Source organism: Olsenella kribbiana, assembly GCF_036408795.1.
Classification (GTDB): Bacteria; Actinomycetota; Coriobacteriia; order Coriobacteriales; family Atopobiaceae; genus Olsenella_L; species Olsenella_L kribbiana.
Genome location: NZ_JAZGJP010000020.1, coordinates 1 through 23,688 on the forward strand (window position 1 = coordinate 1; position 23,688 = coordinate 23,688).

At 60.5% G+C, this 23,688-nt stretch carries 21 protein-coding genes; 17 read left to right on the forward strand and 4 right to left on the reverse strand.

The genetic code is table 11. The annotated features are described in order from the left end of the window. Positions 1 to 307: 307 nt before the first annotated feature. The 5 genes from VXJ24_RS10095 (at position 308) to VXJ24_RS10120 (ending at position 4,773) form a co-directional block, all read left to right on the forward strand. Complete coding sequence (locus VXJ24_RS10095; RefSeq protein WP_330972792.1) at positions 308 to 1,555, forward strand: glycoside hydrolase family 3 protein; 1,248 nt, start codon at positions 308 to 310, stop codon at positions 1,553 to 1,555. Positions 1,556 to 1,627: 72 nt separating this feature from the next. Next, positions 1,628 to 2,356, forward strand: coding sequence for a DUF3825 domain-containing protein (locus VXJ24_RS11525; RefSeq protein WP_430623823.1), 729 nt, complete (start codon positions 1,628 to 1,630; stop codon positions 2,354 to 2,356). A 2-nt stretch (positions 2,357 to 2,358) separates the two neighbouring features. Then, on the forward strand, positions 2,359 to 3,540 hold the full coding sequence (tnpB, locus tag VXJ24_RS10110) for an IS200/IS605 family element RNA-guided endonuclease TnpB (RefSeq protein ID WP_330972793.1): 1,182 nt from the start codon (positions 2,359 to 2,361) through the stop codon (positions 3,538 to 3,540). Positions 3,541 to 3,546: 6 nt separating this feature from the next. Then, positions 3,547 to 4,095 (forward strand): DUF3825 domain-containing protein, encoded by a 549-nt coding sequence (locus VXJ24_RS10115; protein ID WP_330972820.1) that lies wholly within the window; start codon positions 3,547 to 3,549, stop codon positions 4,093 to 4,095. A gap of 36 nt (positions 4,096 to 4,131) precedes the next feature. Beyond that, the gene (locus VXJ24_RS10120) at positions 4,132 to 4,773 is read left to right on the forward strand and encodes an HAD family hydrolase (protein WP_330972794.1); all 642 of its coding nucleotides are present in this window, start codon (positions 4,132 to 4,134) and stop codon (positions 4,771 to 4,773) included. Here VXJ24_RS10120 and VXJ24_RS10125 read toward each other — a convergent pair. Both VXJ24_RS10125 and VXJ24_RS10130 read right to left on the reverse strand, forming a co-directional pair. Further along, the gene (locus VXJ24_RS10125) at positions 4,770 to 6,068 is read right to left on the reverse strand and encodes a hypothetical protein (protein WP_330972795.1); all 1,299 of its coding nucleotides are present in this window, start codon (positions 6,066 to 6,068) and stop codon (positions 4,770 to 4,772) included. The genes VXJ24_RS10120 and VXJ24_RS10125 overlap by 4 nt on opposite strands. A gap of 1 nt (position 6,069) precedes the next feature. Further along, positions 6,070 to 6,771: a LytR/AlgR family response regulator transcription factor gene (locus tag VXJ24_RS10130; protein WP_330972796.1), complete on the reverse strand. Its 702-nt coding sequence runs from the start codon at positions 6,769 to 6,771 to the stop codon at positions 6,070 to 6,072. Positions 6,772 to 7,015: 244 nt separating this feature from the next. On the opposite strand from VXJ24_RS10130, the gene VXJ24_RS10135 reads away from it, so the two are divergent. The 7 genes from VXJ24_RS10135 to VXJ24_RS10165 all read left to right on the forward strand — a co-directional run bounded on the left by VXJ24_RS10135 (position 7,016) and on the right by VXJ24_RS10165 (position 15,169). Next, positions 7,016 to 10,033: a glycoside hydrolase family 3 protein gene (locus VXJ24_RS10135; RefSeq protein ID WP_330972797.1), complete on the forward strand. Its 3,018-nt coding sequence runs from the start codon at positions 7,016 to 7,018 to the stop codon at positions 10,031 to 10,033. Between the two features lie 170 nt (positions 10,034 to 10,203). Beyond that, positions 10,204 to 10,734, forward strand: a complete 531-nt coding sequence (locus VXJ24_RS10140) for a nitroreductase (RefSeq protein WP_330972798.1) — start codon at positions 10,204 to 10,206, stop codon at positions 10,732 to 10,734. A 74-nt stretch (positions 10,735 to 10,808) separates the two neighbouring features. Further along, positions 10,809 to 11,585, forward strand: a complete 777-nt coding sequence (locus VXJ24_RS10145; RefSeq protein ID WP_330972799.1) for a YwaF family protein — start codon at positions 10,809 to 10,811, stop codon at positions 11,583 to 11,585. 179 nt (positions 11,586 to 11,764) lie between these two features. Next, a complete protein-coding gene (locus VXJ24_RS10150) occupies positions 11,765 to 12,478 on the forward strand; it encodes a 5-oxoproline transporter, DUF969 family subunit (RefSeq protein ID WP_330972800.1) in 714 nt (237 codons plus the stop codon). After that, positions 12,478 to 13,443: a DUF979 domain-containing protein gene (locus VXJ24_RS10155; RefSeq protein WP_330972801.1), complete on the forward strand. Its 966-nt coding sequence runs from the start codon at positions 12,478 to 12,480 to the stop codon at positions 13,441 to 13,443. Before VXJ24_RS10150 ends, VXJ24_RS10155 begins: the two co-directional genes overlap by 1 nt. 75 nt (positions 13,444 to 13,518) lie before the next feature. Then, on the forward strand, positions 13,519 to 14,166 hold the full coding sequence (gene pcp, locus VXJ24_RS10160) for a pyroglutamyl-peptidase I (RefSeq protein WP_330972802.1): 648 nt from the start codon (positions 13,519 to 13,521) through the stop codon (positions 14,164 to 14,166). 238 nt (positions 14,167 to 14,404) lie between these two features. Then, positions 14,405 to 15,169, forward strand: coding sequence for an alpha/beta hydrolase family protein (locus VXJ24_RS10165; protein ID WP_330972803.1), 765 nt, complete (start codon positions 14,405 to 14,407; stop codon positions 15,167 to 15,169). Between the two features lie 3 nt (positions 15,170 to 15,172). Here VXJ24_RS10165 and VXJ24_RS10170 read toward each other — a convergent pair whose 3' ends face one another. Then, positions 15,173 to 15,745 carry a metallophosphoesterase gene (locus VXJ24_RS10170; protein ID WP_330972804.1) on the reverse strand — a complete coding sequence of 191 codons (573 nt, stop codon included), beginning with the start codon at positions 15,743 to 15,745 and terminating at the stop codon, positions 15,173 to 15,175. Positions 15,746 to 15,887: 142 nt separating this feature from the next. Between VXJ24_RS10170 and VXJ24_RS10175 the strand changes: the two genes are divergently transcribed. From VXJ24_RS10175 to VXJ24_RS10185, 3 genes are all read left to right on the forward strand, one after another. Further along, positions 15,888 to 16,838 (forward strand): nucleoside hydrolase, encoded by a 951-nt coding sequence (locus VXJ24_RS10175; RefSeq protein ID WP_330972805.1) that lies wholly within the window; start codon positions 15,888 to 15,890, stop codon positions 16,836 to 16,838. Positions 16,839 to 17,082: 244 nt separating this feature from the next. After that, positions 17,083 to 17,883 (forward strand): SDR family NAD(P)-dependent oxidoreductase, encoded by an 801-nt coding sequence (locus VXJ24_RS10180; RefSeq protein WP_330972806.1) that lies wholly within the window; start codon positions 17,083 to 17,085, stop codon positions 17,881 to 17,883. 3 nt (positions 17,884 to 17,886) lie between these two features. Beyond that, on the forward strand, positions 17,887 to 18,342 hold the full coding sequence (locus VXJ24_RS10185) for a MarR family winged helix-turn-helix transcriptional regulator (RefSeq protein WP_330972807.1): 456 nt from the start codon (positions 17,887 to 17,889) through the stop codon (positions 18,340 to 18,342). A 313-nt stretch (positions 18,343 to 18,655) separates the two neighbouring features. Here VXJ24_RS10185 and VXJ24_RS10190 read toward each other — a convergent pair whose 3' ends face one another. Then, positions 18,656 to 19,225, reverse strand: a complete 570-nt coding sequence (locus VXJ24_RS10190; RefSeq protein ID WP_330972808.1) for a YfcE family phosphodiesterase — start codon at positions 19,223 to 19,225, stop codon at positions 18,656 to 18,658. 616 nt (positions 19,226 to 19,841) lie between these two features. Between VXJ24_RS10190 and VXJ24_RS10195 the strand changes: the two genes are divergently transcribed. Both VXJ24_RS10195 and VXJ24_RS10200 read left to right on the forward strand, forming a co-directional pair. Continuing rightward, positions 19,842 to 21,080 (forward strand): Bcr/CflA family efflux MFS transporter, encoded by a 1,239-nt coding sequence (locus VXJ24_RS10195; protein WP_330972809.1) that lies wholly within the window; start codon positions 19,842 to 19,844, stop codon positions 21,078 to 21,080. Between the two features lie 65 nt (positions 21,081 to 21,145). Further along, positions 21,146 to 23,650, forward strand: a complete 2,505-nt coding sequence (locus VXJ24_RS10200) for an excinuclease ABC subunit UvrA (protein WP_330972810.1) — start codon at positions 21,146 to 21,148, stop codon at positions 23,648 to 23,650. Positions 23,651 to 23,688 lie beyond the last annotated feature (38 nt).

Genomic DNA, 23,688 nt, shown 5'->3' on the forward strand with positions numbered 1-23,688 from the left:
ATGCATGTCCCGCTCTCCGGCATCGCAGCCACGGCCACGGTCCAGCCGAAGCTTCCTGCGAGCTTGCCTAAGCCGTTTGCAGTTCAGGGAGCCTAACTATGCCGGAGGTACTCAGCCATTCTTCATAATTCTGAATGTCGCCTGCCGAAAAGGGCCTTCCTCATGCTGCGAAAGCTGAACGGGCGGGTAACAGAAGAGGGACCTGATAGCGGCAGGGCGGGTGCGGGCGCGCTGTCCGGACAAGGAGGCGCCAACGGAGCCCAGAAACAGCAAGGAAGATATCGGCAATGCCGGCAGAGGGTGTGCCATGACAAGGAGGGGAGCGCTTGGCCTTGCGGCAGGCCTCGCAATGCTCGGCGTAGCCGGATGCTCCGGCTGCGGCAAGACGGATGACGCTGCAGGCGCAGCTTCAGATGCGCAGGAGAGCCCCGCTGCAACGGACAGCACCGATGCCGGGACGCAGGAAGAGGCAGCTCCCGAGCCAACGGCTGAGGAGCTTGCGGCACAGCATATAGAGGAGCTCTTGGGTGGCCTCACGACAGAGCAGAAGGTAAGCCAGCTCTTCTTCATCCGTCCCGAAAGCATCGTCTCCGATGCGATGACCCAGGCAGGATCTGAAGCGCAGCAGGCGCTTTCTGCCTATCCCGTCGGCGGCATGTGCTTCTTCGGCAAGAATCTCGAGGATACAGACCAGACAGTCCAGATGCTCTCCGCCCTGAAGACGTATTCGAAGGATGCCTGCGGCATCCCGCCTCTGTGCTCTGTGGACGAGGAGGGCGGCACGGTCTCGCGTATCGGCGGAACTCCTGGCTTCGGCATCCCCAATGTCGGCGACATGCGCGCTATCGGCGATGCCGGCGACGTCTCAGCAGCACGGGACGTGGCGTCCACGATCGGAAGCTATCTCCTGCCGCTCGGCTTCAATCTCGACTTCGCGCCGGATGCCGATATCTGCAACAACCCGGACAGCTACACGATGGCACAGCGTTCGTTCGGAACGACTGCTGCCACTGTCGCTCCTATGGTGGCAGCGCAGGTCGAGGGCTTCGTCTCTTCCGGCATCGGGTGCTGCGCGAAGCACTTCCCGGGCATCGGGGGTGCGGTCGGCGACTCGGAGACCGAGCCTATCGTCTCCGAGAAGACGGCAGACGAGATGGCAGAAGAGGAGCTCAAGCCCTTCCAGGCTGCCATCGCGGACGGTGTCCCCATGATCATGGTGGGGCACCTGAGCTGTCCCAATATCACAGGCACGTATGCACCTGCTTCCATCTCGAGGGAAGTCGTGACCGACATGCTCCGCAATCGTCTTGGTTTTGACGGTGTCATCATCACCGACTCGCTCGAGATGGGCGCCATCGTCCAGGATTACACGATCGAGGACATCGTGCTCTCAGCGCTCGATGCCGGTGTCGATATGCTGCTCATGCCCAGCGATTTCGACCGGGCCTATACGGCCGTGCTCAGCGCTGTGGAGGCAGGAGACATCTCCGAGGACAGGATCGATGACTCCATCCGCCGCATCCTCAAGATGAAGGTCGGCCTGGGGCTCGTGTAGCACTCAATTCCATCGGATGCTCTCACAGGCGTATGATGCAGAAGAAGGCTGATGTGCAGAGAGGAGCAGCCGATGGAGAAGGATCGGGACGAGATTTCGCTCTTTGATTTTGCCTATCTCGGCGAGTGGGGAGAGACCTCTGCGCGTCTGGCACAGATGGTCCTGCCTGAGCGGTGGGACTTCGCCGGAACAGGGCCTCGCCGCTACGAGATCCTGAGCGACTATCTGCGCTTCACGTTCCTTCGCCTCGAGCGTGAAGGCAAGATCCTCATCAGCGATGATGAAGATTTCTGCGCCTTCAATACCGGCCTTGTCGATGAATCGTATGAGGACATCTTTGCCTGCTTCACGCCGAACAGGAATCCGGACAGGCAGCCCTGGTATCTCGAAGGCTTCGCTGCGGCAGGAGCAGACAGGCTCGGCGACAGGCTGCTCAGAAGCTTCCACGACCTGCCGGAGCGTGCACGCTATCTCTTCAAGGCAGAGGATGTGCTCTACGACGTGGACCAGGTGCTGACGCCTGACCAAAAGCGCGGCGCAAGCCCCTTCCTTCAGGCATGGGGTCAAGCCGCGCATCGCCGTCAGGTGATAGCTATCTGCAAGTGGTATAATGCCCGCATGAAATGCAAGAGCAACGACAGCGTCGTCCACAGCTGCAAGCACCACGTGGTCTTCTGCCCCAGGTACAGGCTCAGGACCCGCATCCCTGCGCTTTGGACCAGCAGCCATTTCGTCTCCACCGTGGAAGGGGCGCCCTTGGCAGTCGCCAGGCAATGCATCGAGAACCAGAAGGGCGTGTAGCCATGGAAAGGGCCTACGAGATCCGCATCTACCCCAACGCCGCCCAGCGCGAGCTTGTCGAGCGCACCTTTGGCTGTACCAGGTGGGTCTACAACAGGTGCCTCGAGGCCAGGAAGGCCGAATACGAGAAGACCGGGAAATCGCCGTCGGTCTACCAGCTCCAGAAGCTCGTCACGGCCTGGAAAAGGACGGATGCACCTTGGCTTGGCGAGGTGGACTCCCACGCGCTCCAGCAGGCGGTCGTGAACCTGGGGAGGGCCTTTGATGGGTTCTTCCGCCGCTGCAGGGCGGGCGGAAAGCCCGGATATCCGCGCTTCAAGTCGAAGCGGGACGCGAGGCAGTCCTACCGCACCAACTGGGGAATCTCGGTGCCGGACGCGAGGCATGTGAGGCTTCCGAAGCTCGGCCTGGTGAGGGCACGAGTGAGCCGCCCCGTCGAGGGGCGCATCCTCAACGCGACCGTGAAGCGCGTGCCGAGCGGCAAGTACTTCTGCGTGCTCACGTGCACGGACTGTCCGAAGCCCGATATTCCCGAAGGGCGCATCGAGGTCCTGGGCGTGGACGTGGGCATCCGCTGCCTCATGGCCCGCTCGGACGGGACTGCCATCGCAAATCCCAGGAGCCTTGCCAGATCGGAGAAGAAGCTGGCGCGGGCGCAGAGGAGGCTCTCAAGGAAGAAGAAGGGCTCCAGAAGACGCGCCAGGCAGCGCGCAAGGGTCGCCCGCATACACGAAAAGATAGCCAGCCAGAGGAAGGACGCCCTGCACAAGGCCACGACCGAGGCGGTGCGCGAGAGCCAAGCCATCGCCGTCGAGGACCTGGACGTCAAAGGGATGGAGCAGAACCGCCGTCTGGCCAAGTCCGTCGCGGATGCCTCCATGTCCGAGATGGCCCGCCAGCTGGAGTACAAGTGCTCCTGGTACGGACGAAAGTTCGTGAAGGTCAGCAGGTTCTATCCGTCGAGCAGGACCTGCTCTGTCTGCGGACAGGTCAATCAGGCGGTCGTGCTGGGCGTGGAGGCATGGACCTGCCCTGCATGCGGGTGCCGCCACGACCGCGATCTCAATGCGGCCTTGAACATCGCGCGGGAAGGAGCGCGGCTTTTAGATAGAGCAGACGGTACCGCAGGGCTTGCGGGAACCGGGGGCGCGAAAGCGTCCCGAACGCTCGTGGAGCAGGCGTAAGACCAGATTCCGCCGCAAGGCGGAGGAAGGCTATCTGCGTCGAAGCGAGAATCCCCCGGCTTCAGCCGTGGGGAGTGTCAATATGGCCATATCCTGATCGGCAATCTCGACCGGCTGCCTGAGGCCTTCCTCGTGCGCGAGCTTGTAGACAATGAGGAAGAGCTGGCATGCACGAAGCGCGCGTTCGCAGCGAAGGAGAAGGATGCGCGCAGGGATGCCTTCGATGCGATTGCAAAGCTTCTGGATGCCGACCAGCTGCGCTTCCGGCGCCTGAAGGACCGGCTTGATGCTGCCATCAGGCTGTCGGTCAAGCAGGTTGCCTGGAACTGGAGGTGGGCGGTGCCTATCTACTATCCTGCCAGAGACTGTGTGAGCCTGCTTCTGCCGCTCGACCTCACAGAGGACGAGCAGCCCGATATCGCGCTCGTGCTCGAGCGGACGCAGTCGGGCCGCTACATCGGCCAGACGATACTGACGGCAGAGATGGCGTACAAGGATGCGCGCCTGATTGCACGTCCTGGAGCCGAATGGCTCGATGCCTGCTTCGTGAAGTGAGACTTGAGCCCGAGTGGAAAGATAGGAGAGAGACTGATGATAAAGCCGGATACGCCCGCATGCGCCCTCTTCGACTTCGACGGCGTCTGTGCCGATACCGAGAGTTATGGCATAGAGCTCGACAGAGAGGTGTATGAGCTCTACGGCATCAATCCCACGAAAGAGGAGATGCAGTCGCTTGTCGGCACGACGGGGCTTGAGTCCATCCCGGCACTTTTCAGGAGGTATGGCCTCACGGTCACGGCGCAGGAGTTCTTTGCAAAGCGCCGTGACAACACCTGCATCTACCGTGATTTCCCGCTCGAGGCAGAAGCAGGCCTTCTGGATGTCCTGAAAGACCTTCGTGCCCGCCATATCCCGACGGGCTTGGTCTCTACGACAGCAGCTTCCTCCATCCTCTTTGCGCTCGACAGGCTCCATCTTACGTCCTGCTTTGACGTGATTGTCACAGGGGACATGTGCGAGCATCACAAGCCAGAGCCCGATCCCTATCTTCTGGCGCTGAGGCTCTTGGGAAAGGATGCGAAAGACTCCATCGCCGTCGAGGATTCTCCTGTCGGCATCCATGCCGCCAAGGCTGCGGGGCTCTATGTGATGGGGTATCGGGGCGCAAGCATTGTGCAGGACACCTCGGAGGCAGATGAGCAGCTCGAGGAGTTCCCATCATTCAGGGTCTAGCAGCCTGGCGCTACCGCCAGACGGAGCGTAGTGAGTCCGCCTTCGCTCATGACAATCAAAGAGCCTCCATGCTGAGTGGCAAGACGTTTCACAGCCTGGAAGTCTTCGAGGGCTGAGAGCTTCTCTGCTGAGGCGGGGATAGGCATATCGCATGAGATGAAGAGCATCCCGCCGTGCTGCTTCAGCGAAAGGTCTATGGCCCGTTCTTCTTGATTCTTGCCTCGGCTGGCAACAAGCATCGCAAGGCGTCCAATGCCCGTGACCAATGCATAGAGGTCTGTGCTGCGGAGTGCCCCGCCATCAATCCTGCCTGCCATGCACGCAAGCGTGATGTCCTGCTGCCCGCAGAGCAGCTCCATCTTTGCAAGCGCTGCATTGATGGCTTCGCTGTGCGTCCGGAGCGTTGCATCGTAGCTTCTGAGATTCTTCTCGACACGGTCGAGATATCCTCCCAATCCTTCGGTCTGCTCTGCACGCACACCCGCGACAATATGCCGCACATCGTGCATGAGGCTGCCCAGCCGTTCGAAGAGGGCATGGGAAAGATCGAGACTGGATTGCGCATCGGCAAGTATCTGCTCGCTTGCCCGCGCTTCCCGCGAAGAGATGACCTTCTGGCAGGCCATGTATTGGAGCGAAAGCACCATGATGCAGACCAGAAGGCTCATCCATACGGACCTGAAGCGAGAATCATCCAGCTGGAACAGCCCTTGGAAGCCAAAGGTGCAGAGGAAAAGCATGGCCAGAAGGGCAGAGGCTCCGAGCACGCCGTAGGGTTCGTCTTCGAGGAGCCGTCCTCCGGTCCTGGAGAGGACATCCCTGAATATCAGCCGGACAGCTGTGTACCAGACGATGCAGGCAAAGGCGCTCAGACAGAAATAGAGCGCAAGATTCCGGGTGAGGCTTGGCCATATCCAGAGCGCAAGCCATTCATGCACCACGATGTAGACAATGTGCTGGGTCGTGTAGGCAGTGGCTGCACTCCAGAGAAGATCGGTCAGGCCTATACGGAAGCAGCACTGCAGCGAGAACGTCATAGCAAACACAAGCGATAGGTACCAGAGGACGTTCATGGCATTGGGCAGCGCTGCCGAGACAACGAATTCCCTGAAGGGGAAATAGCCAAGCGAGACGAAAGAGAAGCCTGCAATGAGGCCGGCAGCCTTGAGTGCGGCCTTCGGCTTCGGCTCTGCCTGGATAGCAAGCAGGACAAAGGCAGCGGCAAGGTATTCCCAGACGAAGCGAAGCTCCTCGAAGATAGCGAGAGGGGTTGCAGCAGCAAGGAAGGCAGCCACGTCAGATTCCTCCTGCACAGGAAATGAAGGCCTCGGCGAAGGCCTCGCGCCTCGATCTGCTCATAGCGAGCTCGTCTGTGCCGACCTTTACGCTGGAACCTGAGATTGCCTTGACCTGCTTGAGGTTCACAAGGTAGTAGCTGTTGCAGCGGGCGAATCCTGAGCTTTCGAGCTTCTTCTCGCATGCCGTCATGGTCTCGCGTGTGCGGTAGGTCTCATGAGCGGTGTGATACATGAGGTAGTGACCATGCGATTCGATGTAGAGCACATCGCGGATCGGGAGGATCATCATGCCATCAGCAGTCTTGATGACAAGAGACTGCTCCGAGCGTTCTTGGACGCGGGCCAAAGCCCTCGTCAGCTTGAGCGAGAAGGTCGGGTAGGAGATTGGCTTGACCAGATAGTCGGCGGCCTCCACTTCGTAGCCTTCGAGGGCATATTGCGGCATGCTCGTGACGAAGACGATCGTGATATCGGGATTCACACTGCGCAGAAGCCTTGCGGCTTCCATGCCGGATATGCCTGGCATGTCTATATCGAAGAACACAAGAGAGAACTGGGATGAATCCTCCCGCAGAAAGGAACTGGCATCCGGAAATGCGATGGGCTCGATATCGGCATCATGGCTCTTTGCGTACTCATCGATATAGCGGACGAGATTGTCCCTGTCGAGACTAGAATCGTCGACGATTGCAGCCTGCATGCATCCCCTTTCCAGTTTGCATCCTCGCTACATCCTAGCCTATCGGCGGGGGCGGATTCGCCGTGCTGGCGACCGCTCGACCTTCCGGAATCCGCAGACGGCGCTTTTCCGTCGAATCCTGCCAGCGCGCTGCCGAAACGTGCCAGCCCGCTGTATCTGCATCCTGCTTCCGAAGAAGATGGCATCAGCAAGAAAGGGCTTGGAGGCCCATAAGTGAAGCCATCAGGATGAGGGAGGACATCAGATGACGGATTCGAAGAAGCCGCAGACCAAAGGCGGACTTACGAGGCGCTCTGTGCTGGGGCTGGGAGGCATCGGAGCCGGTGCTGTTGCCCTGGGTGTCGGCAACTACTATGCGAACAAGTATGCGCCGGTCATCAATACCTATCTCGGGCAGAAGAGCTACGAAGTCAAGGATGGTGGCGCAGGAGCTGAGGACAGCGTCTACTTCAAGGCGTCCTATAGCAGCGAGTCGGAGCGTCTTGCGGCAGATGCATCCATTGCCAAAGAAGTTGCGCAGGAAGGCTTCGTCCTCCTCAAGAATGATGGCGCGCTTCCGATGGCAGAAGGCAGGGTCACGCTTCTCGGTGTAAGCTCTGCAGACATCCTCTACGGCGGTGGCGGCTCCGGCGCTGTCGACTCCTCGACTGCTCCGACCCTGAAGTCTGCGCTCGAGGCTTCTGGCTTCGAGGTCAACCCGACGATGTGGAGCTTCTACACTGAAGGCGCGGGCAGCTCTATCCGCATGGATGTCGCCGATATCGCAGGCACGGGCCGCTATGTCATCCATGAGGAATCTCCGGACCTCTTCACCGATACGGAGACCGCAAGTCTCGGCGACTACAGCGATGCTGCCATCGTCGTCTTTGCCCGCTCCGGCTCGGAGAGCTCGGATGTCCCGAGGGCATATGATGAGTCGTATCTTCAGGACGTCGATATCAAAGGCTATACCGGCACGGTCCATTCGAGCAGGCTCGATTCGGATGACGATCTTGGACGTCATTATCTGGAGCTCACCTCGAATGAGGAAGCGCTTCTGGAGTATGCTTCCCAGCACTTCGGCAGGGTTATCGTGCTGATCAATTCCGGCAATGCTATGGAGCTCTCGTTCCTCGACAGCAGCCGCTTCAACGTCGATGCCTGCCTCTGGATCGGCAACCCAGGCCAGGACGGCCTCTATGCCGTGGGCGATATCCTGACAGGCGCCGTGAATCCATCTGGCAAGACGGTCGATACCTACGCCCGCAACTCCCTGTCTGCGCCGGCGCTCATGAACTTCGGCTCGAATATCATCGCTGGCACAGACAATGCGCCATTCGTTGTCTACCAGGAAGGCATCTACGTCGGCTACAAGTACTATGAGACCCGCTACGAGGACTGCGTGCTCGGACAGGGCAACGCAGATTCCGCAGTCGGAGCATCCGACACTGCAGACAAGTGGAGCTATGGCAGCGAGGTGCAGTTCCCGTTCGGATTCGGCCTTTCCTATACCTCCTTCGAGCAGGTGCTTTCCGGAAGCGCCCAGAAGGATGATACGGTGACCCTTACCGTCAAGGTCACCAACACGGGGTCTCTTGCAGGCAAGGATGTCGTCGAAGTCTATGGCCAGAGCCCCTATACGGACTATGACCGCGCAAACGGCGTCGAGAAGGCTGCTGTCCAGCTGGTGGGCCTGGCCAAGACCGATGAGCTTGCACCTGGTCAGTCGCAGACGCTCGAGGTGGCCGTCTCCCTTGCAAGCCTCAAGAGCTACGACGAGGGCGGCAAGGGGACCTACATCTTCGAGGCAGGCGACTACTACCTCGCAATCGGTACGGATGTCCATGACGCCCTCAACAACATCCTTGCTGCCAAGGGTGCATCTGGCATGGATGCAGAGAGCGATGCAAGAAAGGCCGTGAAGCTCTCGCTTGGGGAGAGCAGCGACTACGCCACTTCTCCCTATACCGGCGCTGCAGTTCAGAACCAGTTCGATGATGCGGACATGCGGAGCTATGACGCAAGCTTCACCTATCTGACGCGCAGCGACTGGGAAGCCAGCTATCCCACGACCTACATCTTCACGGCAACTGATGAGGTGCTCCAGGCGCTTGCTGTACAGGAGGGACGGGACGATCCTTCCGCGGTGATGCCGACGACAGGTGCCCAGAATGACCTCACGCTCGCGATGCTCCGTGAGGTCGATGCGGACGATCCGGCATGGGACGATCTTCTTGACCAGCTGACACCCGAAGAGATGTACAACCTGGTCCGTGTCGGCGGCTACCAGACTCAGGCGGTCAACTCGGTGGGCGCTCCAGCAACGGTCTGTGTCGATGGCCCTGCCTATGTCGGCAATGCTGGCACGACAGGCGTCAATACCGTCGAGAAGACCTATGCCTGGTGCTCTGAGGTCGTCATCTCCTCGACCTGGAATCCTCCCTGCGCCAAGGCAATGGGAGAGCAGATCGGCGAGGACTGCCTCGCTCAGGGCGACCTCAACTTTGCGGGCTGGTATGCGCCGTCGATGAACATCCACCGTACGCCATTCTCGGGACGCAACTTCGAGTACTACTCAGAGGATGGCTTCCTCTCCGGACAGTTCGGAGCTGCCACGGTTGCAGGTGCCCGCTCCAAGGGCGTCATGACATTCGTGAAGCACTTCGCTCTGAACGACCAGGAGACCAGCCGTACGACTATCGCCACGCTTTCCAACGAGCAGGCAATCAGGGAGATCTACCTTGCAGCCTTCGAGCCAAGCATCTCGGGAGGAGACGAGGGCACGCTCGGCATCATGCTGAGCATGAACCGCGTCGGCCTTGTCTGGTCTGGCGACAACAAGGGTCTCACGACGAATGTCGTACGCGGCGAGTGGGGCTTTAAGGGTGCCATCATCACCGACCAGGCATCCTACCCGCAGGCCTTCCCGCTGCTGGCCATCCGTGCAGGCCTTGCTGGCGGTACTGACATGTGGCTCAACTCCGGTACCGACAACTGGCAGATCGATGGCTATGCATCGAATCCGACGGTCATGACGCAGCTGCGCCAGGCCTCCAAGCACATCCTCTATGCCGTCTCCCGCAGCCTTGCCATGAATGGCATCTCTTCCACGGCAAAGGTCGTCTCTGTCATGGCGCCATGGCAGATGGCACTCACGGGAATCGATGTGGCAGCAGCGGTCGGTGCTGCGGCAGGCATCTACGCTATTGTCCGCGGGGCAAAGCGCCGCAAGGCTGAAGCTGCCGAGGACGAGGAAAGCTCAGACAGCAGCACGAGCGAGTAGGTTCATCGACATCTGGATCAGTGCCCCTGAAGCCATTGACAGCTTCAGGGGCACATCTGCATTGGGAGTGTTTTCGGATTCGTCCTTGTGGCTAGCTAAGTGCAAGCGGAGAAGCACATTGGGTATGAGTTCTCTTGAATGATGCAGGCTTTCTCTTGGAGGAGGTACTTATGGAAAATGCTCTTGAAGCAATCCATAACCGCCGCAGCGTCCGCGCCTATGAGGACAAGGCGGTGCCGAAGGACCTTATAGACAAGGTTATCGATGCTGGACTCTGGGCGCCAAGCGGCATGGGCAGGCAGTCTGCCATCGTCGTTGCTGTCACGGACAAGGAGAAGATCTCCTGGCTCTCCGAGCTCAACAGGAAGATCGGCGGCTGGAAAGAGGGGTTCGATCCTTTCTATGGGGCACCAGTCGTGCTCATGGTCCTCGGCAAGAAGGACATGCCGACCTATGTCTGCGATGGCTCCCTCATGATCGGCACCATGGGGATAGCTGCTGAAGAGCTGGGTCTCGGCAGCTGCTGGATCCATCGAGCGAAGGAAGAATCGGAGATGCCGGAAGTCCAGGAGTGGCTCTCCTCGCTCGGCGTGCCGGAAGGCTATGAAGGCGTGGGACATCTGATTCTGGGCTATCCTGTGAAGGACAAGGTGGCTGCTCCGCAGCCCCGCAAGGACGGCCGCGCCTTCTGGGCGGAGTAGGTGGCAGGAAGCAGGAATCCCGCCTTCGGTGGCTGAAGGGCCGGCCGATCAGGTCTTGAAGGAGGAGGCCTGGGATGGAGACAGTCCTTCCATGGCTCGTGAACCTCTTCACGCCGGCGACCCTTCTGGCAGAAGGCCAGGGCTGGCCGCTCTTCGGAGCTGTGCATGTTGCCTGGCTCGCGGCATCGTGTGCTCTCATCGCCTTCTGTGTCCTCCATTACCGTGCGCTGCCGCGAGGAAAGGCACGAAGGCGGATGAGCTATGCCGTCACGGCCGTGCCGCTGGCCCTTCTTGCCTCGCAGGATATAGGATTCATTGCCACGGGCACATTTGCACCCAGCTGGTGGCCGCTCCATACCTGCAATGCCTGCGAGTATCTCGGCATCATCTATGCGATATGGCCGGCTCCCTGGATAGGGGAGACGCTCTTCTGCCTTTCTGCCACAGGAGCCATCTGTGCCGTGCTGTTCCCTGGCTGGGCATGGTGTCCGCCTCTGTCATGGCCGGTCATCTGCGGCTTTGCCGAGCATTCCCTGATGCTTGCCCTGGTCCTCATGAAGCTTGCGACCGGCGAGCTTCGGCCCAGCATCGGACGTCTTTGGCAGGCGGTTGCCTTCACAGGTGCCTATCTTGTCTTCTGCCTTGCGGTGAATGCCCGCTTCGGGACAAACTTCATGTTCGTGCGCGTGCCGGCAGAAGGCTCCCCTCTCGAGGCCTTCTTCCAGCTCTTCGGCTGGCCAGGCTATCTGGTGCCCTATGGGCTGGGGGTGCTCGGCATCTGGATTCTCATGCATAAAGGATATGTTAGGCTGTGCCGGCATTGCACGCATGCAGGGGCATGCAGGCACTGAGATACGTGCCTCTGCACGGATGCGCAGACATCCTGCTGGCTGTGCATGTCAACACGATAAACTCTTCTTGAAGGAGCAGGGATGTGCTGGGATACTGTCGTGCTGCAACTGATGGTGGCAGGGCCTGGCATCCGAGGAACTCTGGCTTTTGTGCCCTGCCTTCACGAGAAAGGGTGCAGATGGAAGCACTCAAGCTTCTTGGCATCGTGATCGTCGTGATCGGGTTTGCCCTCAAATGGGATTCGATCCTGACGATCATGGCTGCCGCTGTCGTAACCGCCCTCATTGCAGGCATGGACCCTCTGGTTTTCCTGCAGACGCTGGGCAAGAGCTTCGTCTCGAACCGCAACATGCTCATCACGGTCGTCGTGTTCCTGCTGACGGGCACGCTCGAGAGGAACGGCCTGAAGGAAGCGGCGAAAGACGTGATGGCAAAGGTGAAGAATGCCACAGCCGGCATCGTGCTCGGTGCCTACGGCGTCTTCCGCGTGATCTTTGCTGCCTTCAATGTCAGCTTTGGTGGCGTTGCCGGCTTCGTGAAGCCTGTCGTCATGCCCATGGCAGAGGCGGCAGACGAGGCAGGTGGCCACAAGATGTCCCGCAAGCATCATGAGGAGCTCAAGGCCATGGCAGCCGGCATGGAGAATGTCGCCTGGTTCTTCGGCCAGGTGCTCTTCGTCGGCACGTCTGGCATGCTGCTTGTCCAGGGCACGATGGCTGACCTCGGCTACACGGTCGACCTTCCCCAGCTCGCTGCCATCCAGATCCCTGTCGCCGTCGTCGCGGTCGTCGTTACGACGATCTACTACGCGATCTGCGACAAGAAGCTCACGAAGGAAGATCCGAAGCAGCTCGAGGCTGAGGCTGCGGCCGGCGTGAAGGAGGAAGACTGATGGGTGTCATCGAATTCTTCCAGAGCGCCGATGTGACGCTTTCCCAGAAGCTCCTCGAGGTCGTCTACCTGATCATTGGCCTCGTCTGCATCTATGCAGGAATCCGCAATGCAAAGGACGAGACGAACGAAAAGAGGATCGGCACGGCCTTCTTCTGGTGCATTCTCGGCATCCTCTTCATCGTCGGCCCGTGGGTGCCGTATGAGGTGGACGGCGTCCTCGTTATCCTCATGGTCATCCCGCCGATTGCAAAGCAGGTCGGCAAGGGCGCAGACCGCACGAAGCCGACCGACACTGAGGCGCATGCCGGCTACAAGGACCTTGGCACGAAGATCTTCATCCCTGCCTTCTCCATCGGCGTCGTTGCCCTGATCTTTGCCCTCTTCACGAAAATCAGCTCGCTTGTCGGCATCACCGTCGGCGTCTTCATCGGCATGGTCGTCCTGCACTTCATGCGTCCGAAGCAGAACACCATGAAGGTCTATCTCGAGGATTCCCGGCGCATGATCGATATCGTGGGCACGCTGATCATGCTTCCGACGCTCCTTGCAATCCTGGGATCGGTCTTCACGGCAGCAGGCGTCGGCAACGTGATCTCCGATATCGTCGGTGCCATCATCCCGCAGGGCAACATGGTCGTCGGCATCGTTGTCTACTGCCTCGGCATGGCCCTCTTCACGATGATCATGGGCAATGCCTTTGCCGCCATCACGGTCATGACGGTAGGCATCGGAGCCCCCTTCGTGCTGTCCCTCGGCGCAGATCCCGTCATCGTCGGCTCCCTTGCCCTTACCTGTGGCTACTGCGGCACGCTCATGACGCCGATGGCGGCAAACTTCAATATCGTGCCGGTCGCGATTCTCGAGATGGACGACGAGTACGGTGTCATCAAGAAGCAGATCGTTCCTGCCCTCATCATGCTTGCCTTCCAGATCCTCTTGATGATCTGCCTTGTCGCGCTGTAGTTGGGTAGAGACCTCTAAAGCAAAGAATGAGAGCCTGCCTCGCGGCAGGCTCTTTCGGGAGAGAGAAGGTTCGCAATGAAGAAGATTCTCGTGACCGGCTTCCAGCCATTCGGTGGCGAGACCATGAACCCGGCCTGGGAGGCCGTGCGCAGGCTTCCAGATACGATTGGTGGCGCCTCCGTCACGAAGGTCGAGATCCCGGTCGTCTTCGGCAAGGGTCCCGAAGCTGTGGACAAGGCAATCGACGAGGTCGAGCCCGACCTCGTGCTCTGCGTGGGCCAGGCAGGCGGACGTGCGAAGATCACGCCCGAGTTTGTCGGCATCAACTACGCCGATGCCCGCATCCCGGACAATGACGGGAACCAGCCGGTGGCAGAGCGTATCGCCGCCGATGGCCCCGACGCCTACTTCGCGACGCTTCCCGTCAAGGCGATGGTCCAGGCCATGGCAGAGGCCGGCATTCCGGCGGAGGTCTCCTATACGGCTGGCACCTATGTCTGCAACGACGTGATGTATTCGCTGCTGCATACGCTTGCAACGAAGCATCCGGGTGTCCGTGGCGGATTCCTCCATGTCCCGTATGCGACGGAGCAGGCCTGCCATCTGCCATCTGCTACGCCGAGCATGTCGCTCGACATGATGGCGCGCGGCATCGAGCTTGGCCTGGCCGCTGCTGTCGAGCGCACGGACGATGTGAAGGCAGCGACGGGCACGACGCACTAGCCAGCAGTCTGTGATGGATCTGTGTGTGATGGATCTGTGGGAAGCCTCGGGAGATTCGCTCTTCCGGGGCTTCCTTCGTCTTGTGTGCCCTGCATAATTCCAGCTCAATGCCTCAAATGGACGCCTGTCCCATCTGAGACAGGCGTCCCAATCATGGGAAATGGTAAAGGGGCTGCACATTCTTCAGCCAGAATGGTTCCACAGATCCAGACAACAGGGACTTTCCGGGAGGCTTTCCATGGGCTATGCAGAACGCGAGCACTGGTGCCAGCGCGATGACAAGAAGATCTACGGAAAGCTCTTTCTGCCGGATGGGTGGGACGACGGCAGGCCTCGTGCCACGGCCATCTTTGCTCATGGGCTTTCGACGAACCATGGGGACATGGAGCCCTACGCCAGGACAGCTGCTGAGCGGGGCATGGTGACGTATGTCTTCGACTTCTGTGGAGGTGGCGGCTATTCGATGAGCAGCTGGCAGGATAACATGTCGCTCTTCACGGAGCAGCACGATCTCGAGGCAGTGGCTTGGGAGCTCTCGCGCGAGCCTTATGTGGATGAACACAATCTCTTCCTCTGCGGTGCCTCGCTCGGTGCCACGATCGCGCTCATGGCAGCAAGGGCGAATGTGCAGCTCGTGAAAGGCTGCGCCCTGCTCTATCCTGCCTTCAACCTGCATGATGCAGTGCATGGCGCATGCCAGAGAAGGGAAGACCTGCCTGAGCGCTTCCATGTGATGAGCATGGATGTGTCGGGAGACTTCCTGCGCTCCTGCTGGGACTACGACTTCTTCGAGCACATCCCGGCCTTCGCACAGGACGTGATCATCTTCCATGGGGACGCAGACCAAGTCGTGCCGCTCTCGTATTCCCAGCGTGCCCAGTCGCTCTTCCCGCGCTGCGAGCTCCATGTGATTCCAGGCGGTGGCCATGGCTTTGTCGACCCCTATTACTGGCAGGTCGTGAGCGAGGCGGCAGAGTGGCTGCGTGCCCACATCTGGCGCTAGCTTCTAGAGGCCTTCCGGCACCTGGGCATCTGCATCCCTGAACCAGGCAAGGATATCGCCGAGCGCTACCGGTGCCATTGCATTCGCATCGACGCCCACGTCGTAGCGGAAGATCCCTTCCTCCTTCATACGGATGTTGTAGGAGCCGGGTGCCTGCTCGCCCTGGCCTGAATGGATATGGCCATGCAGCATGATGGCGCCCCTGTGCATGCCTTCCCAGGAGAGCAGTGGATAGTGGCAGAGCACGAGGATCTGCCCGTCCTCCGTCTTCATGCGCATGAGCGGCGGATCCAGGATGAAGGTGTGGGCAGCCTCCGGACGCGACCAGTCCTTGTCGTGGTTGCCTGAAATCAGGTGGACCTTGCGGCAGACAATCTTCTTCCTGAGCGCCTTGGCGTGCTCGACTGTGCAGCGGAACGAGAAGTCGCCGAGGACATAGAGCGTGTCGGTCGGAGCAACCTTGATGTTGATGTTCTGGATGATTGTGTGCTCCATAGCCTCCAGGGAGGAAAAGCCGCGCTTCTGGGTGGCGAGGCTCTCATGTCCCAGATGGAGGTCTGCGGTGAACCAGATCATGTAGCTCTCCTCTCCGATTCGTCAGGCGGCGGCAATCTGGCGGATATCTGTTCCTGGCTATACTCTATATGCTGAACAGACGCAGGAAGTCCCTGATGGTTTCGAGGCTTCCCAGATGGCGGAAAGACATGAGAGGCTTGCTATGAAGAAGATCATCCTCGACCTCGATACCGGTATCGACGATGCACTTGCCATCGCCTATGTGCTCGGAAGCCCTGACGCCGAGCTCATCGGCATCACCGGCACCTACGGCAATGTCCTGATGGAGCAGGGCCTTGCCAACAGCCTTGCCCTGACCGAGCTTCTGGGACATCCCGAGGTCCCGGTCTTTCCGGGCGAGACCCATGCTCTGGCACAGGATAGCTTCGCCGTGAGCGCTGCCTCCGCCTTCATCCATGGGAAAGGCGGCATCGGCGGGGTCGAGGTGCCTGCCGCACGGCGTGCTGCCGAGAAGACGCCGGCAGTCGATTTCCTGATTGAGGCGGCGCATCGTCTGGGAGACGATCTTGTCTATGTGCCGACCGGTGCGCTCACCAATCTGGCTGCTGCGCTCAGAAAGGACCCCTCGCTTGCGGCATGCCTGCACGTGGTGATGATGGGAGGGGCGCTCACGGTGCCCGGCAACGTGAATGCCTGGACCGAAGCCAATATCAGCCAGGATCCCGAAGCTGCCGACGAGGTGTTCCGCTCTGGCACCGATGTCACGATGGTGGGGCTCGATGTCACGCTCCAGACGCTGCTCACGAAGAAGGAGACACGGCAGTGGCGTGCGCTCGGGACGAAGGCAGGAAACGCCTATGCCGATATCGTCGACTACTATATCGGCGCCTATGCCAAGACCGCTCCCTATCTTGGAGGATGCGGCCTGCACGATCCTCTGGCAGCAGCAGTTGCCATCGATCCTTCGCTTGTGGGCTGCCTTCCCATCAACATGAAGGTGGACACCGAAGGGGCGACCAGGGGCCGCACAATCGGCGACGAGACCAGGCTGAACGATGCGAAGAAGACCATGAAGGTGGCTGTCGCCGTCGACACCGAGCGCTTCCTTTCCCAGTTCATGGAGCGCATCACGAAGCTTCTTGCAGCTGCCTGATCGAGAGAGACAGAAGCGATGCTGCAGCCATGGCACGTGCTGCCGATGTGGCCCCGCTGCCACATTGCTCTGTGCCAGGCTTGCCTGCCAGGGATCGACGGAGGGCCTTGCTGCCAGGGGAGTAGCTTTGGCTCATGGCGGAACCATGGAGGCAGGATTTCCTGACCTTTTGGTCATATCTATGTTACTATCTCCTTAAAGGTCATATAGATATGACAAACAGGATGCTGTATGGGGGGTCTGCATGAAGAGGCTTGAAGGCAAGATCGCGATCGTGACCGGTTCGACAAGCGGCATCGGCATCGGCATCGCCGAAGCATTTGCCAAGGAAGGTGCCCATGTGGTCGTATGCGGCAGGCGCGAAGCGCGGGGGCAGGAGGTCGTGGAGGCCATCCATGAGGCAGGCGGAAGCGCCAGCTTCCATCGCATGGACCTGAACGATCTGGCGACGGTCGATGCGCTGATGGCAGATACTGCTCAGGAATATGGCCGCATCGATATCCTCATCAACAATGCTGCCGGTGTGGGCCTGGCAGATGGCCGGGTGGACGAGATCTCGCTCGAGGACTGGGATGCGATGTTTGCCTCCGGCGTGCGTGGCACCTTCTATGCAATCAAGGCGGCCCTGCCCTACATGCGCGAGAAGAAGGCAGGGTCGATCGTGAACATCGGATCGATGGCATCGGTTGCAGGAGATCTGGGCTCGACAGCCTATGCCTGCAGCAAGGCTGCGGTCGATATGCTGACCTCGTCGGTCGCGCTCCAGTATGGCAAGGAGAACATCCGCTGCAACTGCGTGCGCCCCGGACTCATTGTGACGCCGCAGAACGAGGCCCATGTGCCGCAGCAGCTCAAGGACATCTTCCTCTCGAACATCGAGGTCAACCGCTATGGCTGCCCGGACGATATCGCGCAGGCATGCCTCTTCTTCGCCTCCGACGAGAGCGCCTATGTCACCGGGCAGATCATCAATGTGGATGGCGGCATGAACTCCCATGCCTCGACAGTGGCCCAGTTCCGTGCCATGGGCTCGAGGACCTGGTAGCGCATGGCAGAAGAGGAGCTGTCCGCATCCTGGAAGGACCATGCCCTGGAGCCGGCCTGGCGCATGCGCGCTGTCTTCGAGCAGAAGGTGATGGCGCCCTACCGCGATACCTACCGGGGCGATCTTGGGCCTGCCCAGGTCGAAGCCCTGGAAGAGCTCTACCAGGCAGGGGAGCTCCGCCAGCAGGAGCTCGCAGCAGCCCTCAGGATCACGAAGCAGCATGCATCGAAGATTGCAGCGCGGCTCGAGGGGCGTGGCTTCGCGAGGCAGGTGCCAGACGATGAGGACAGCCGCTGCCGCAAGGTCTGCCTGACCGATGCCGGCAGGGCCTATGTGGAAGCCCATATCGAAGAGGGTTCCCAAGAGGTGCGTCGTCTGCTCGGACATCTGAGCCCATCCGAGCGCGAGGAGCTGGCCTCAGCGATGGATACCGTGGCACGCCTTCTCGAAAAGGCATGAGGCTCGCAGGGCCCAAGGAGGGGCTGGCGCCGTAAACTGCGCCCCGTTTGTCAAAAGCTTCAGCCTGTGCAGGCGCAGCGCGGCACAGAAAGCCACCCGCCGAGCGTGTGGAAGCAAGCGATGCTATGCAGCAAGGTCCAGATTCCAGGCCAGGGCGTGGGGCGCCCTGTCTTGGTGTCATGCCCTCAAGACAAGCCAAACATCTTTTGAGTACCATGCACGAGGATATGAAGGGTTGGGCCTGTCTGCATGATGCAGACAGGGTGCAGCGGGCAGCCCCTCCTCATCGGAGCTGCATGCATCGCTTCGAGGTTCAGAGCTCGTGCCTGAGGGGACGGACCTTGCTGCCTGCAATCTCGAGGATCATGTAGGTGCAGCGCCCCGAGCCTGGTGCCGGCATGAGGGTGCCAGGGTTGAGGACGAGGGCATCTCCTGGCTCTCCGGCATCTTCCTGATAGCGGTGTGTATGCCCATATACCACGATGTCGGCTCCCGCCTCAAGGGCCCGGGCGCGCAGGGCCAGAAGGCGCGGCGCGTGGTATCTATGGCCGTGGGTCATGAGGATGCGGTGGGCAGAGGATGCAGGACGTGGCGGCAGCGGGTCTGTGTAGCCGGCTGCATGGACGCCTGAGATCCTGTCGTCTTCGATATCGATCACAAGCTCGTCGGCAGGATCTGATGGCGCAAGCAGCGCATCGTTGTTTCCGTGGACGAGATAGAGAGGCTCGGGGATGCCCAGACGGTCGATATCTTCCTGCGCTGCCTCGAAGTCCCCTGCGAGGAGGATGGCATCGAGCGCGCCTTCGGACCTGGCATTGTCCAGCGCCTCTTTGAGATGGTCGAGCTTCCGGTGGATGTCCGATCCGATCATGAGCCTGAGCATGGCCTCGCTCCTTCTCTTCCGCCGTCCTGCACCAGTGTAGGCGAAATCTGCGGCCGTGCGGTATCCCCTGCGTTTCGTTTTGCAATCCAATGCAGAAGCTCTGCATGTCCGCGCGGGCGCGAATCCTGGCGCAAGCTTGTGCCTGTGCCGACGATCCTGCATCTTCCAGAGAATCCAGACAAACAGGAAGGCACCAAATACGGAGGATCTTGCTGACAGGAAGCTGGGTGACAGCATCTCTCGTGCTGCGATGCATGCGTGGCTGTCTTGGCTGTGGTATCTCTCGCCTTGTCCGGCGGCCGCCGGTGGAAAGGAGCGCTGAGCCGAGACTCAGGATCTTGTCAGGCCTGGCTGCGCGCTGCATGCTTTGAAGGAAGTGCCTTTCAGGAGCGTTCTGGAGCGCTTTCAGCGCGCAGGCTGCAGGTGCTGACGGAATGCCCGTGCGATGCAGCGTTGTGGGACATTGAATGCAGGCACGCCTGTCCGCTGCGCGGCATGAAGCAGGCAGGTTTCTGGGCGAGGCTGCCCTCTGTGCTGTACCTGCTACCATAGACGGCACTGCATATACGTGGAACCTGCCTTATGGGCAGATGCCCCTACTTCGACAGGATGGCTTATGGAGACGCAAGGCAGCTGGCTGGCACGCCCGCAGGAGCATCTCGGCACGTTGGGTCTCATGGTCCTGCTCGTCGGTACCTCGATGCTCATGCCGCTCTCCCTCGACATGTATACGCCTGCCGTTCCCCATATGGCAGAACGTCTCTTCACGACCACGGCGATGGTGAACCTGACGCTGGTGGGCTACAACTTCTTCTTCGCAGTGGGGCTCCTGATCTTCGGTCCGCTCTCTGACAGGCGCGGCAGGCGTCCGGTCCTTCTGAGCGGGCTGGCATTCTATGTGGCCGGATCTCTTGCCTGTGCCCTCGCTCCTTCGATCGAGGTGCTGATTGTGGCGCGCATCGTCCAGTCGCTTGGGGCGGGAGCTGCCGATGCAATGACAAACGCGATCGTGAAGGATGCCTTCACGGAGCAGAGGCGTCAGCTTGCCATCTCCTTCATCCAGCTCATGTTCATCCTGGGTCCTGTCGTGGCACCCCTTGTCGGCGCCTGGGTCGTTATGGCCCTCGACTGGCGGGCTACATTCTGGATTCTGACGGCGTCGGGCGTGTTCCTGTCCGTCCTGGCATGTGCCTTCGAGGAATCGCTTCCTGTGTCCGAGCGTTATGTCTCGAGCGAGAAAGGGGAGACGGTGCGGCAGTTCGCTGCTGTCCTCAAGGTTCCTGCCTTCACGCTGCCTCTTCTCGTGTTCACGCTTCCAAACCTCGGCTTCATGGCCTATGTGTCGGTGGCCTCCTTCGTCTATGAGTCCTACTTCGGGCTCTCTGAGCTTGGCTATGGCATGTACTATGCAATCGCTGCCCTTGTGACCGTGCTTGGCCCCTTTGCCTGGGAGCTTGCTTCCCGCCATATGCAGGCCAGGACCTTCATCACAGCAGAGATCGGCGTGGCTGTGGCGGCAGGGGCGGCTCTTCTCGTCTTTGGCCATCTTGCACCCTGGCTCTTCTGCGCCGCCTTTGCTGTCTTTGCAATCGTGGAGGCGAGCCTGCGTCCGCTCTCGACAAATATCCTGCTGTCCAAGTTCCGCGATGCCGGCGGCACGACGGCTTCTGCCATCAACTTCACAAGCACGGTCCAGGGGTCTTGCGGCATGCTTCTTGTCGGCGCTCTCGGCACGGACTATGTGTCATCTCTTGCCTGGACAATTCTCGTCAGCATGATCTGTGCTGCTCTTGGCTGGCAGGCGGTCCTGCGCCGCTATCCCCATACGGCAGAGATCAGGGCCTGGGACGAGTAGAAGGCTTGTCCTGCATCATATATGCGAGATACCCTAAGAGGACCTGAAGAGTCCTGGAGGCATGCATGCAGAACATCCCTGAAGCGATAGAAGTCAAAGGCGCGAGGGTCCACAACCTGAAGTCGGTCGATGTGCGTGTGCCGCTCCATGAGATTGTCGGCATTGCCGGCGTCTCGGGCTCCGGCAAGAGCTCGCTTGCGCTTGGCGTCCTCTACGCAGAAGGATCTCGTCGCTATTTGGAGGCGCTCTCGACCTATACGAGGCGGCGCCTCACGCAGGCAGCCAGGGCCGACGTCGACGAGGTGCGCTATGTGCCGGCAGCGCTGGCGCTCCATCAGAGACCCCCTGTGCCCGGCATCAGGTCGACCTTCGGCACGATGACAGAAGCGCTGAACTCGCTCAGGCTCCTGTTCTCCCGTGTCGGTTCCTATAGGTGTCCGAACGGACATAGAGTTGCACCGTCGATGAACGTGGCGCTCGAGAAGCCGATCGTCTGCCCGGTCTGCGGCGAGAGCTTCTACGGCCTTGGCGCAGAAGAGCTGGCCTTCAACAGCGATGGTGCCTGCCCTGCCTGCGGTGGCACCGGCACGATGCGCGTCGTCGACGAGAGCACGCTCGTTCCGGACGAATCGAAGACGATCGACGAGGGAGCGGTCGCGCCCTGGGGCACGCTCATGTGGTCTTTGATGAAGGATGTCTGCCGCGAGATGGGCGTGCGTACCGATGTGCCATTCTCGGAGCTGACGCCGAAGGAACGCGAAATCGTCTTCCATGGCCCTCAGGAGAAGCGCCATATCGTTGTGCATATGAAGAGCTCGAATACGGCAACAGAGCTTGACTTCACCTACTACTCCGCCGTCGCTACGGTCGAGAATGCGCTTGCCAAGGCAAAGACGGAAAGCGCAGTCAAGCGCATTGCCCGCTTCCTGAAGGAGGAACCCTGCCCGGCCTGCAAAGGAACGCGCCTCTCCGATGCGGCACGCAATCCCCAGGTCCTGGGCATCGATCTGGCTGAGGCGACAGCCAAGACGGTGGATGAGCTTGCCGGCTGGCTGCCTGAGGTCGTGCCGAGCCTGCCCGAAGAGGTGAAGGCGATAGGCTCATCCATCGTCGCGACGCTCGATGAGCCTCTCTCCCGTCTCCAGCAGCTCGGCCTTGGCTATCTTGCGCTTGACCGCGCGGGCTCTACGCTCTCGACAGGAGAGCGCCAGCGTGTGCAGCTCGCGCGTTCGGTGCGCAACAGGACGACAGGCGTTCTCTACGTGCTCGACGAGCCTTCGATCGGCCTGCATCCGGCAAATGTCGAAGGGCTCCTCGGCGTGATGGACGACCTTCTGGCAGATGGCAATTCGGTCGTCGTCGTGGACCACGATGTCCATGTGCTCGAGCATGCGCAGCATCTGATCGAAGTGGGGCCAGGCTCTGGCAAGGAAGGTGGCCGCATCATCGCCCAGGGCACGCCTGCGGAAGTGGCAGAAAGCCCTGACTCCCGCATTGCTGCCTATCTGCTGCAGGAAAAGCCGAAAAGGATACGGCCTGTCCGCTCGGTGGAAGACATCTTCTCGCGCGGTGCGCTCAGGCTTTCCGCGAACGCGCTCCATACCGTGCATCCGCTCGATGTGGAGCTGCCGCTGGGAGCGCTGACGGTCGTCACGGGCGTCTCCGGTTCCGGCAAGACGACGCTTGTCCTCGAATGCCTCGTGCCGGCACTCGAAGCATTCTCGAAGGGAGAGAAGCTTCCCTCCCAGGTGAGGAGCATCGCTCCTGCCGGCATCCGCAGGGTGCATCTGATCGACTCGACGCCGATCGGCGCGAATGTCCGCTCGACGGTTGCCACCTATTCGGGCGTGATGGACGAGCTCAGACGTGCCTTCGCGCAGGCTCCCTCTGCCAAGGAGCGCAGTCTCCATGCGGGAGACTTCTCCTACAACACAGGGTCGCTGCGCTGCCCCGTCTGCGATGGCACCGGCACGATCTCGCTCGATGTGCAGTTCCTGCCGGATGTCGAGATCACCTGCCCTTCCTGCCGCGGCGGGAGGTTCGGCGAGGCAGCATGGCAGATAAGGCGCAGCTTCGCCCGTGCGAAGAAAGGGGCAGAGCCGAAGTCGTTTGCGCTTCCCGAGCTCATGGAGATGACGGTCGACGAGGTACTTGCAGCCATATCCTCGTTCAGGCGCGTCCATGCCCAGCTCCAAGTGCTCCACGATCTGGGCCTTGGCTATCTCACGCTCGGCGAGGCGACGCCTGCCCTTTCGGGCGGCGAAGCGCAGAGGCTCAAGCTTGCCGGGGAGATGGAGCGTGACCAGGCAGATGCGCTCTTCGTCTTCGATGAGCCGACGATCGGCCTTCATCCCCATGATGTGGAAGTGCTCGAAGGGGTGCTCCAGACCCTCATCGACCATGGGGCGACGGTCCTTGTGATCGAGCACGATCTCGATATGATCGCGAACGCCGACTGGATGATAGATATGGGACCGGGAGGCGGCGAGGCAGGCGGCCGCATCGTCTATGCAGGGGTGCCAGCTGGTGCCAGCAGCTGTCCGGCGTCGGTGACAGGCCGCTATCTCTGAGATGCTATCCTTGTGCCCAAAGGCACAGAGGAAAGGCG